The sequence below is a fragment of the Bythopirellula sp. genome, assembly GCF_041737835.1.
Classification (GTDB): Bacteria; Planctomycetota; Planctomycetia; order Pirellulales; family Lacipirellulaceae; genus Bythopirellula.
Window position 1 is genome coordinate 34,354 of the sequence record NZ_JBGSQY010000001.1, and the last position, 12,279, is coordinate 46,632.

General features: G+C 55.7%; 8 protein-coding genes. 5 read left to right on the forward strand and 3 right to left on the reverse strand.

What is annotated here, in order from left to right:
• Positions 1-284 precede the first annotated feature (284 nt).
• The 3 genes from AC6T8Q_RS00180 to AC6T8Q_RS00190 are packed head-to-tail and all read left to right on the forward strand — an operon-like array spanning position 285 to position 4,435.
• The gene (locus tag AC6T8Q_RS00180; RefSeq protein WP_500677166.1) at positions 285-812 is read left to right on the forward strand and encodes an RNA polymerase sigma factor; all 528 of its coding nucleotides are present in this window, start codon (positions 285-287) and stop codon (positions 810-812) included.
• Positions 799-3,015 carry a serine hydrolase gene (locus AC6T8Q_RS00185; RefSeq protein ID WP_500677167.1) on the forward strand — a complete coding sequence of 739 codons (2,217 nt, stop codon included), beginning with the start codon at positions 799-801 and terminating at the stop codon, positions 3,013-3,015. Before AC6T8Q_RS00180 ends, AC6T8Q_RS00185 begins: the two co-directional genes overlap by 14 nt.
• Positions 3,016-3,052: 37 nt before the next feature.
• A complete protein-coding gene (locus AC6T8Q_RS00190) occupies positions 3,053-4,435 on the forward strand; it encodes a serine hydrolase (protein ID WP_500677168.1) in 1,383 nt (460 codons plus the stop codon).
• A gap of 24 nt (positions 4,436-4,459) precedes the next feature.
• Here AC6T8Q_RS00190 and AC6T8Q_RS00195 read toward each other — a convergent pair whose 3' ends face one another.
• Positions 4,460-4,867, reverse strand: a complete 408-nt coding sequence (locus tag AC6T8Q_RS00195; RefSeq protein WP_500677169.1) for a GNAT family N-acetyltransferase — start codon at positions 4,865-4,867, stop codon at positions 4,460-4,462.
• Positions 4,868-4,872: 5 nt separating this feature from the next.
• Complete coding sequence (locus tag AC6T8Q_RS00200) at positions 4,873-6,312, reverse strand: magnesium chelatase (protein ID WP_500677170.1); 1,440 nt, start codon at positions 6,310-6,312, stop codon at positions 4,873-4,875.
• A 213-nt stretch (positions 6,313-6,525) separates the two neighbouring features.
• On the opposite strand from AC6T8Q_RS00200, the gene AC6T8Q_RS00205 reads away from it, so the two are divergent.
• Positions 6,526-9,165 (forward strand): cation:proton antiporter domain-containing protein, encoded by a 2,640-nt coding sequence (locus AC6T8Q_RS00205; protein WP_500677171.1) that lies wholly within the window; start codon positions 6,526-6,528, stop codon positions 9,163-9,165.
• A 74-nt stretch (positions 9,166-9,239) separates the two neighbouring features.
• Here AC6T8Q_RS00205 and ilvD read toward each other — a convergent pair whose 3' ends face one another.
• The gene (ilvD, locus tag AC6T8Q_RS00210) at positions 9,240-10,931 is read right to left on the reverse strand and encodes a dihydroxy-acid dehydratase (RefSeq protein WP_500677172.1); all 1,692 of its coding nucleotides are present in this window, start codon (positions 10,929-10,931) and stop codon (positions 9,240-9,242) included.
• 263 nt (positions 10,932-11,194) lie between these two features.
• On the opposite strand from ilvD, the gene AC6T8Q_RS00215 reads away from it, so the two are divergent.
• Positions 11,195-12,157: a class I SAM-dependent methyltransferase gene (locus tag AC6T8Q_RS00215; RefSeq protein ID WP_500677173.1), complete on the forward strand. Its 963-nt coding sequence runs from the start codon at positions 11,195-11,197 to the stop codon at positions 12,155-12,157.
• Positions 12,158-12,279 lie beyond the last annotated feature (122 nt).

Genomic DNA, 12,279 nt, shown 5'->3' on the forward strand with positions numbered 1-12,279 from the left:
GGTGGGGTCGTTGTGATCCGCGGAGAGGCATCTTACTGAAGCTACAATCGTAGCGCCCAACCCACCATTAGACCAGATTTGCCGTTCGCGGATGAGTCTTAATGGCGAGTTCTTCGGGAAAATTTTCTCGGCAGGCGGCGGTGGTCCAGTCGGCCATGCGGCCTGCGGTCAGCAATTGCCGATTCATCACGCACGGTTTTTGTACGATAGGTGGACTAATTTTTTGAATTCTTTGTAAGGCCAAACTCGTTCAAGTTACCAACACCTATGAAAGCAGGTTTGAGTTGCTTGAGGATGATCAACAATCGGTGTTTCTCTCGTGGCTGGATGAGCATGGCTCGTCGGTGTTGAAGGTCGCGCGCGCCTACACGCTCACCAGCGACGAGTGCCAGGATTTAGCGCAGGAAATATTGCTGCAAGCGTGGCGGTCGCTGCCCAACTTCGCGGGTCATTCCAGCCCGGCGACGTGGTTCTACCGCGTGGCCCTGCACACGGCGATGAACTGGCAACGCAAGGACAAACCCCGCCGAAAATTGCAGCAACCATTGCTGGAAGTGCAAACAGTTATCACCGAGGGCTGTGACAGTGCGGAGAACGTGCAGCAACGTGAAATGGTCGAACAGCTTTACAACGCCATTCATCAATTGCCGAAAGGCGATGCGGCACTCGTGCTATTGTATTTGGATGAATTGAGTTATCGAGAAATGGCCGAGGTGCTTGGCATTTCCGAAAGCAACGTGGGAGTGAAGCTCAACCGCGCGAAAAAAACTCTCAGCGCTTTGATGAACGGCGAGTCCCATGAACCGAGATAATGCGATGGAACCCGACAAATTTCAACAAGCCTGGCAGTCGCAAACGGCTCGCTCTCGCGTCACTGTTGATTCGAATTTGTTGCTCAATGAAGTGCTGCGTAACCAACAAACATTCCAAGGGACAATTTTAGGGCGCGATATCGGTGAGATTGTCGTAGGTTTGGGTTTAATTCCGGTATGGTTCTTTATGGGGGCGATGTTGTCGTTGCCATGGACTTGGTATCTCACCGTACCCGCCTGCATTTGGGTGACCGGGTTTATTGCGATCGACCGCATTCGCCATAAGCCAAGACAATTTGGGCCTGGTGAGCCACTGATCCAAAGCGTGCGGGCTTCTTTAGCTGACGTGGAGCATCAAATTTGGTTGCTGCGCAATGTCTTCTGGTGGTACTTGCTGCCGTTTGTGATTTCGCTCTTCACGTTCTTTATTCACATAGCATGGCTCAGGTCGTCGAATATCTGGTCCGCCATTTTCCCTGGCCTGTTCGTGGCCGCTTTATACACGGGCATTTATTACCTCAATCAACGCGCCGTGCGGACGCAACTCATGCCACGCCGGCAAGAGTTGCTTGCCTTGCTCTCAAGTCTGCAAGATGAATCCAGCAGCACGGATCAGGAACAACTCAACACCGAAGAAAGTCTGATAGACGCCGTTGAGGGGCCAGCGTGGCAGCCATTGATTTCAAATTTTGTCTTGGCGGCGGGCGTAGTGATTATCGCCTCCATCGCAGCGTTTTTCTCAGGCAAAGCGATAGCGGGTTATCCCGAGGTTTCTCCGTTCGCGGCGGTGCGTTGGGAAGATTCTCAGCCCGAGGTCAAGGTCGACGGCGAGTGGTTTAAGCTCGTGTCGATTGATGATGTCTCGATCACGAAGATCATCGACTTTAGCAAAACGACCTACGACGACTTGTGGCAGAAACGGTTCGAGGAGGACCTCGTCGAACTGATGGCTGGCATGGGGCACGAGCCGTCGGAGAGTGTCCGATTGGTCGTGGTCCCCCTCTTTCCGAAAGACGCCAAGGAACAGATCCTCGAGGATGTTCCCCTAACCGAGGCCAATCGTCGCGCTATTAAGTATGAGGCCTTGAAAAAAGAATTCCGCGTCGAGCCGCAGGTAACCTATGACGGGCCTGCCCAAAGCAACGGTCCCAAGGGAGATTGGCTAGCAGGCTTAGTCACCGAGCAGCGCAAGAAGAAAAATCTCGTCGGGCTGGCCGCAATGGTGATGATCGACGGGCAAGTCGAGGCCGTAGCGGTTCAAGGTGAACGCAAGATCGACAGCAAGGTGTCGCTCGAAATCGACGACCGCTGGCATCTGGGAGGAATCGCCAAGAGCATCACCGCCACGATGATCGCGCGCTTGATCGAATCCGGTAAATTGAATTGGGATGATACCGTCGGCGAAATTTTTCCTGATGATTCGGTGCATGAAGATTGGCGTCAGGTCACACTCAAGCAGTTATTGACAGATACGGCCGGCGCGCCGCGCAGCTTTTCCATCGAGATTCGTCGCCAGCATCCTGCACTTGGTTCCGAATCCACAAAGGCTCGCCGTGAGGCCGTGCTGGAAGTGCTGGCTGACCAACCTGACTATCCGCCGGGAGAAAAAAATGTGTACTCGAATGTGGGCATGACACTAGCCGCGGCTATGGCCGAGAAGGTCACCGGCGAGACTTGGGAAGACCTTGTGAAACGCGAAGTGTTTGAACCGCTCGACTTGAAGGGCTCGGGATTTGGGCCCCCGACAAGCTCCGACGAAAAACTCGAACAGCCGCGGGGTCATCGGAACGTCCGGCACTTGAAAGTCGCGACCAATGATAAGCGAGACAACACATTTATCATGAGTCCCGCGGGTGCCGTGCATATGACGCTTGGCGATCTCTGCGCTTATGCATCGGAACATCTTTGTGGCGAGCTTGGTGAAGGAAAACTGCTTTCGGCGGATAATTATCAACGGCTGCACACACCCGAGTTGGATCAACAAGCCAGTGGTTGGGTCAGGAAAGAGCCCAGCACAGAAATTCCCTATACCGTGTATTGGCACAACGGCACAAACACGATGTGGTATGCCCTCGTGGCGTTCATCCCCGACAAGAACATGGTGGTGGCCGTCACATCCAACGACGGCGACTACGAGTTGGCGGAAGTGGCCGCTTGGGAAATCGTCGAAGCAACCGTGAAATCATTCGGTGATAGCCAATAGTAACAAACGATAGTCAGCACACACGAGGGTTTATCCCATGTCAAATTACCTGCGAATTTTGAAAACAGCCTCCTTCTTGGCCGTATGTCTAGTAATGCTCATCCCTTTGAAGGGCAGGGCGATTGATTTCAAAGCCGAGGTCGATCCGCTCGCGCAGTCTCTATTGAACGACGGGCTGGCCGTCGGTTTCGTTGTCGGGATCTATAAGGACGGCGAAACTCAGATCCTGAGTTACGGAGAAACCGAGAAAGGAAGTGCCATCGCCCCCGACGGTGATACGATTTATGAAATCGGCTCGGTTAGCAAAGTCTTCACGGGCGTGTTGCTCGCCGACTTGGTGCAACGTGGACAAGTGAAGCTTGATGATCCGCTGCAAAAGTATTTGCCCAAGGCCACAAGGTCATCACTGACCAATCGATCGGGCATCACCTTCGAGCATCTGGCCACCCACACCTCAGGGTTGCCAGCCTTGCCGGATAATTTGTCGCCGGCCGATATCATGAATCCCTACGCCGACTATACGCACCGTCAGGCATTTGAATTCTTGAAGAATTACAAGATGACTCGTCTCCCCGGCGAGTACGAGTATTCGAACTACGGCATGGGCCTGTTAGGAATTCTGTTGTCGAGTCGCGAGAAAGTGCCCTACGAACAACTCATGATCGAACAGATTGCTAAACCATGCGATATGAATGACACCTGCATCAAGCTGACCGACAAACAACGCGAGCGGCTTGCTCCGCCCTTTGACGCGACTTTGCAAAAATCGAAGAATTGGGATATTCCGACTCTCGCTGGTGGGGGAGGGATTCGCTCGACGGTTAACGACATGCTCAAGTTCATTGCAGCCAATCATGTCGAGGATGACCAACCCCTGACAAAAGCCCTGCGACGTTCGCACGAAAAGCGGCATGCAATGGAAGAAGGCGAAGCCATAGGCCTCGCTTGGCATATCGAATCCGACGGTATCACCCGTTGGCACAATGGCATGACGGGGGGCTATGCCTCGTGGGTGTCCGTTGTTCCGGCGCGTGACGCAGGCGTCGTTGTGCTGTGCAATACGGCGTGCGACAAGATCACCGAGTTTGGAGAAAATATTACGCGGATCACCTTGGGAGAAACGATCGAGCAACCGGCAGCCCCAGCCGTTGTCAAAGTTTCGCCGCGCACGCTCAAGTCCTATGAAGGTGTGTATGCCATCACGCGTCAGTTTGCGCTGACGGTCAAACTCGAAGGAGATCAACTCACGGTTCAAGGAACCGGGCAACCACCGCTCCAAGTGTTTCCTGAATCGGAAACGAAATTCGCGTGCAAGGTGATTGACGCCCAAATCACCTTTGCCGGCGAGAAGAATGGCAAAGCAGCGATGCTGATCTTGCACCAGAATGGGGCTGATCAGGTCGCGAAACGTCAGGATTAGCTACTCGAATCCTAAGGCCAGCGGCTATTTAGCACCCAGAATCATCCAGCAAGAATCGTGTTTCTGCATGCCGATGTGGGGATAGTAATCCGCCGCAGCCGGGGCGGCGAGTAGGATCAATCGAGTCTTCAGACCGGCAGCTGCGTGGGTCCGGCGGACAAGTTCCTTGCCAATTCCCTTGCGCTGAAACTGTTCGTCCACGGCGAGATCAGAGAGATACGTGCAGTAAGCAAAGTCGGTGATGGCCCGCGAAATGCCGACCAACATGCCGTCGCTACGAGCCGTGATTATCACGTCAGCGTTACGCAGCATACCCTCGATCGCTACACGATCATCCACGGGCCGCCGCTCGGCAAGTGTCGAACGCACAAGCAGGTCGATGAACTCATCGCAGGCGAGATCGGGTTCGAGGTTGTAGTTGATCGGGTTCATGCGGCTCACATCTCATACACAATCCGCCCGTGCGATTGGCTCCTACTGATGCGGTCGGTGGCGTACAGGCCCGCGAGGATGAACTCCACACAGGAGGCGCGCACGGCTTCGTTCTGGCTGGCGTTGACCTCGAAGGCTTTATCCCAGACTGGCGGAACGCGCTGCAAGAGTTTTGCATAGTGGGAGGACGGCAACATATCGCCCACTTCGATCTTCACTCCTTCGGAGAAGATTTGCGCAATTTCAGCAAGACCGTGCTTGTCGACGTATTCGTTGAACACCGTGGCGATCGCCTCGGCCAGCACCGCATCGAGCACCTGCTTCTCACTCATTTGATGGGTCCCCATCAAGTCGAGTTCCAACTTGCCGAGTGACGACGCATAGAGATGCCCGAGATCACTTATCCGAGGCACGGCCGGTGTTTCACCCAGCACGGCCGCCCGTTGCCGGGCACTGGCCAGCATCGTGCGAAAGTTGGCAATCGACAACCGCGCGCTCACCCCAGATTGATGATCCACGAATTTCGATTTCCGCGCGGCTCGGCTGACCTCTTCCACTAGTTCCTTCATAAAATAAGGAACGACGACACCATTTTCAGTATCTTCCGCCTTCCCCTTTCCACCATCCCCCTTACTCTCCGCCTCTTGCTCCAAGATTTGCACGCCCAGCTCGCGTTCGAGCGGGTAATGAGTCTGGATCATCGAGCCAATGCGGTCCTTAAGCTGCGGGATCACTTTGCCGCTGCGGTTGTAAGTGGCGGGGTTCGCGCTGAACAGGATCAGCACGTCGATGTCGAACTTAATGGGATAGCCGCGGATTTGCACGTCGCGTTCTTCCAGAATGTTGAACAAGCCGACCTGGACGAGCTCATCCAACTCGGGAAGTTCGTTCATCGCGAAGATGCCGCGGTGCATGCGTGGGATCAAACCAAAGTGCAGGGAGTCTTCGGCACTCATGCTGATGCCCGCAGCCAATTTGGCGGGGTCGATCTCGCCAATAATGTCGGCAAACTTTGTCCCCGGGGAGAGTCGCTCGGCATACCGATCTTCACGGCTCCACCAACCGATGGGAACATCTTCGGCCGCGCGCTCGGCAATGATTTGTTTCCCGCGCGTGGTGATCGGCTGATATGGATCGTCATGCACGGGAATCTCGGGATCGGCGATGAAGGGAATCGCGTCGTCCAAGAAGCCCGCGATTAACCGCATCAGCCGGCTTTTGGCTTGTCCCTTCTCGCCGAGGAACAGAATGTCGTGCTGCGCGAGAATCGCGATATTCAGTTCAGGAATGACAGTATCATCGTAGCCGATGATGCCTGGGTACAGTTCTTCGCCTGCTTGCAAGCGGCGCATGAAGTTGTCGTGGATCTCTTGTTTAACAGTTTTCGATTGCCAACCGCTGGCGCGGAGTTCAGCCAGAGTCGCGGGGCGCTCGGTTGCAGTCATAATCATGTTCCAAGTTCAAAAGTGTATGGCTGGAAACTATTGTTCGATTATAGGACTCATCGATTGAAAGCCAACTCGCGATGAGGCTGAGACGGTTCTGATCGCTGTTTTGCAGAGCAGACATGGATCGGGGTGGAACCGACCGACAATCTGGGTTAGGTTTGGGCGAGACACATTCATTCACACGTCGCGACCCCACCTAGCTCGATACATATGCACGAATATCCCCTGATTAGCACGCTAGCGATAGGCTTCACCGTGGCCTGGGTCCTGGGCCTGCTGACGCAGCGAATGCGCCTGTCCCCAATAGTGGGTTACCTGCTCGCTGGGGTGGTGATCGGTCCGCATTCGCCCGGGTTTGAAGCCGACATTAACTTGGCCCATCAGCTGGCCGAGGTCGGCGTCATTCTACTGATGTTCGGTGTTGGCTTGCATTTTCATCTCAAAGATTTGTTGGCGGTTAAGGGGATCGCTATTCCTGGTGCTATCGCACATTGTTTGATTTGTACGGTCGTCTCCGTGCCGATTTACACTTGGTTAGGCTTTTCAACGGACACGAGCCTCGTCCTAGGTTTCGCCTTATCGATTGCAAGTACTGTCGTACTTATGCGAGTACTGATGGATGCTGAAGAGCTCAATTCGCATCAAGGCCACGCTGCTGTTGGATGGCTCTTGGTCGAGGACGTACTCTCGGTCATCGTTCTGGTGCTGATTCCTGTGCTAGGTCAAACGGAAGGTGTGGAAGTCGCAGCCGGCCCAACATCGCATCCCGCGCTAGCAATTACTTGGGCGCTCATGAAGCTCGTGGCAATGGTTGCCATTATGTTGATTGCAGGAGCAAAGATCGTACCCTGGGCGTTGGTGAAGGTGGCTCGCCTGCGCTCTCGCGAGCTCTTCACCCTGACAATTCTCGTATTCTCGGTCGCAATTGCCGCTGGGACCTACGTGCTCTTTGGAACTTCCATGGCACTTGGCGCATTTCTGGCCGGCATGGTTGTGGCCCAATCCCCCGTGAGCCATCAGGCTGCCGCCGACGCCTTGCCCCTGCGCGATGCTTTTGCAGTACTGTTTTTTGTGTCAGTCGGGATGTTGTTCGATCCCGACATTCTAGTGAGTCAACCACTCATGATCCTCGCGACGATGGGGATCATCCTAGTCGTGAAATCAGTTTCGGCAGTCATCATCGTGGCATTTTTAGGTCACTCAGTGCGAATGGGTTTGACCGTGGCCCTTGGGCTTGCGCAAATCGGTGAATTTTCCTTTATTCTTTCTAACCTCGCGCAAGAATACGGGTTGATGCCGATCGAAGGGCATAGTTTGCTTGTTGGGGGGGCAATATTATCAATTACGATTAACCCAATTCTTTATCGTAGCTTACACCCCATCGAAAATTGGCTCCGTCAGCATCCGCGTTTGTGGCGATTACTAAACGCCAGGGCCGAACGTCGCGTGCAAGGAGCGAATGACGTGTCGATGGCTCAAATTGCCGCCTACGGCGACGACGCCAAGCTCGCCATCGTGATCGGATATGGCCCCGTCGGTCGTGCCGTGGATCGACTTCTCCGCGATGCCGGGATGGATACCGTCGTCATTGATATGAACATGGACACCATCACTGAATTACACGCCCAGCGGCGCGTGGCCATTTTTGGCGATGCAGCACGGGAAGCCATTCTCGAACAGTCGGGCGTAAAAACGGCGACGCATCTTGTCTTAACTCTCCCGGCAGCCACGGGACGCACGGCGATCGTGGCTTTGGCCAGAAATCTTAATCCCAAGGTGCGAATCCTTGTTCGTGCCCACTATTTGCGCGAACGCGAGTACCTGGAACAAGCCGGGGCCACCGCCGCCGTGTTTGAAGAAGGGGAAGCCGCCGTCGCGCTCGCGCGGCTGGTGCTTGTCGACACAGGAGCCAGCAAGGAATCGGTCGAGCATGCGGTACGCGATCTGCGGACGCAGCTCATTTTGGAAAACGTCAGCAACCTCCAAACCCAGACCGTGCGATCGATCATGGTCCCCTGGACACGTGTGCGGCGGCTTTCCAGTTCCGCCACCGTCGATGAGGTCCGCCGGCAAGTCGCCGAGCATCACTATTCCCGCTGGCCGATTGTTGATTCTCAGACCGGGCGGACAACCATGTATCTGTTGGCCAAAGATCTTGTCACCGAAGGAACCGAGAGCACCGATTGGCTGCGACTGGCACGACCACTTTCCGCCGTGAGTGCCAACACCGACATCGAAACCGCGCTCGCTCATTTCCAGCGCGAGAATGCCTCGGTTTGCCTCGTGGAAGACAACGGTAGTCCCGTCGGGCTGGTGACGATTGAAGACATTCTGGAGCAGGTCGTCGGTCGCATCGAAGATGAATACCCGCGCGAGCCCAAGATTTTCTTGCAAGAAGCTCTACTGACAGGGGGTGTTGTTTTAAATTTACGCGGCAGCACGCCTCAACAAGTTATCAGTGAGCTCGCAGCAAACATTCCCACAGGGCTGTTGCCGCTGGGGACCGACGTCACTTATTTGGCCCTGGAGCGGGAACGCGAACTCCCCACCTGTTTAGGCTGCGGCGTGGCGATTCCCCACGCCCGCGTACCCGGGCTCACACGGCCGCTGGTTGTGTTTGGCAGGTCGCAGGAAGGAGTGTTGTTCAACCCGGATTCCAGCGAAATCGTGCGGCTGGTGTTTTTGCTCGTCACCCCCGACGATCAGCCCGATGTGCAAGTCGTGCTCCTGAGCCAACTAGCAAGCCTCGCCGGTAGCAGCGAAATCCGCGACCAGCTTGAGAAAGCGGATTCCGCGCCCGAGGTAATGGAGATCTTCTCGGCAGGGAATCGGGAAGAAGTACACAGTTAGCCGGCAGTGTTCCACTGCCGTGAAAACAGTGCAAATACCTTTACTCGGCATCGGGACGATGCCGAGTAAAGGTCTCACTCATCCGTCACGCAACCTTCGCTCGCGCTTTTCACGTTCTTAATATACTTGTAGAGCGTCCCACGGGTCGCTTTATACGCTGGTGCTTTCCAAGCGGCGCGGCGAGATTGGAATTCCGCGTCGGAGATATCGACATCGATCGTGTTCTTCTCGGCGTCGATGATGATTTTGTCGCCCGTCTTTACCAGCGCGATGGGACCGCCCATTTGCGCTTCGGGCGTAACATGCCCCACGATAAATCCGTGTGATCCGCCACTGAAGCGGCCATCGGTCAATAGCGCCACGTCGCTGCCCAAACCGGCACCCATGATCGCGCTCGTGGGGGTGAGCATCTCGGGCATGCCGGGGCCCCCTTGTGGGCCTTCGTAGCGAATAACCACCACGTCGCCTTTGTTGATCTTCTTTTGCTCGAGCGCGTGCAGCATGTCTTCTTCGCTGTCGAACACTTTGGCCGGGCCGGTGAACTGCAAACCTTCCTTGCCGGTGATTTTCGCGACCGCGCCGTCAGGACAAAAGTTGCCCCGCATGATGCGGATGTGACCCGTCCTTTTGATCGGATCGGAAAGCGGCTTCACCACCTCTTGCCCGGCTTTGAGTCCTGGCAAATCGGCCAAATTCTCGGCAATCGTTTTGCCCGTGACCGTCAGGCACGAGCCGTCGATCAAGCCTTCGGCGAGCAACATCTTCATGACGGCTGGCGTGCCCCCCACGGCGTGCAATTCTTCTTGAACGTATTTTCCGCTTGGCTTGAGATCGGCGAGCAAGGGAATACGATCACTCACTTTTTGGAAATCGTCGATCGTGAGTTCGACATCGACGCTCCGCGCCATTGCTAACAAATGCAGCACGGCATTGGTCGAACCCCCGACGGCCATCGTGAGCACCATCGCGTTTTCAAACGCCGCGCGGGTCATGATGTCGCGTGGTTTAATGTCGCGTTCCAGCAAAACGCGGATGGCTTTGCCCGCTTCCAAGCATTCTTTGAGCTTGTCGGGGTCTTCAGCAGGAATCGACGAACTGTAGGGTAGCGACATCCCCATCGCCTCAATGGCCGAGGCCATCGTGTTGGCGGTGTACATACCGCCGCAGGCCCCTGCGCCGGGACAACTTGAACGCACGATTTCCTTGCGTTCGTCTTCGGTGATCCGTCCCGCAAGGAATTCACCGTAGCATTGAAACGCGCTTACAACGTCGCGCTTTTGCGAGTCGCCGCCGAAGTGCGTGAATCCCGGTTTGATCGTGCCGCCGTAAACCATCAAGCCGGGGCGGTTCAAACGACCCATCGCCATGATGCAGCCCGGCATGTTTTTATCGCAACCGGGAATGGTGATACAGGCGTCATACCACTGGGCACCCATGACCGTTTCAATCGAGTCGGCAATCAGATCGCGCGATTGTAGCGAAAAGCTCATGCCGTCGGTCCCCATCGAAATGCCGTCCGACACGCCAATCGTGTTGAATCGCATGCCAACGAGTCCCGCCGCCTTGACGCCTTCCTTGACCTTGGCCGCCAGATCGAGCAGGTGCATGTTGCACGTATTGCCTTCGTACCAAACGCTGGCGATGCCGACCTGCGCCTTTTGCATGTCGTCTTCGGACATCCCCGTGCCGTAGAGCATCGCTTGCGAGGCACCTTGCGACTTAGGTTGCGTGATGTGGCTGCTGATTTTATTGAGTGCTGCGGGCACGATTACGGTCCTTACGTTGCGGTTTGGTAGGCCTGGAGACGAGAAACGGTCATTGTAACCCCATCCTGGCCACCGGCGCAAGCCCGTGGTTTCTGAGGGTTCGACCACCGGCTTGCACCGGCGGCTAGGGGGATGGCGTCACGATTGGTATAAGCCTTCCAATGAGACCCCGCCCCCAAAGAACCGCACTTCGCGGGTGAGGTTCGCGCACTATTCTTACGATGGCGGATGACCTCAGATATTGCCGGCGAGATTGCACTCACATGCTTACACTTCCCCTGGAATCAAGCGACCCCCTGGTCGAGTCGCCGCCGTCCGGTCTTCCGGAAGTGATGCTGGCCGATGGACATTGGCTGCCGCTCGCGGGACTCAGCGTCTTGGAACTCGCCGAGTTGCAGTGGAAGCAAGAGCAACGCTTCGCTCGCGCGATCGCCCAGTTGCCCAAGAACAGCCGCGAACGCGCTCTGGTCACGGGGCAGGCTTACGACACGATTTGCACGATTCTTGCCGCACAACGCACCGACGACGAGCCGCTGGTGATGGGGCTCGACAAACGCTACGTGAAGTTGGTGCTCGAACTGTTGCACCGCCAGACGAATCAAGGCGTCGAGTGTCCCCACTTGTTCGAGATTGGCTACGGCAGTGGCATGCTGCTGAAAGAAGTCAGCGACCATGGCTTCTCGGTCGCGGGAGTAGAGATTTCCAGCACCATGCGCGAACATGCCGTCGCGCTGTTGGGAGAACGCTACGCCGATCAACTTCTGTTTGGCGATCTCCGGCAAGTGAAACGCGACTCGTTGGATGAGCGTCCTACGTTGATCTATTGGAACGACGTGTTCGAGCATATTTGCCCCGACGAGATCGCCGACTACCTTTCGCACATTTACAGCTTGCTGCAACCGGGCGGCATGCTCGTCACGATCACGCCGAACTGGTTGTTGCGGCCTTCGGACATCACGCGAACATTTTGTCCGCTGCGCACCGAAGCCCGCGGCCTGCACTTCAAAGAATACCGACTGTCAGAGACGGTCAAACTGCTCAAGGAAACCGGGTTCCGCTCGGTAGCCACGCCACTGTGTGTGAGCAGACAGCGCATCTACCTTTGCGGCAAGGGACTGCGGTTGTGCAAGCAATGGTGCGAACCATTGATTGATAAGCTGCCCGTCAAATTCGCGCATCTCTTATGCCGTGGCTTAGGGCTCTCGTACACGATCGCGACGAAGTAATTGATACCGGTAGCCCCGACACATCGTCCGCAAAGTGCGTAGTCAATAGGAAAAACTCAGTCGGACATGCGTCGGGGTGCGCAGCACAAGAGGTATTCAAGCATCGCCCAAAACTTCTTGTC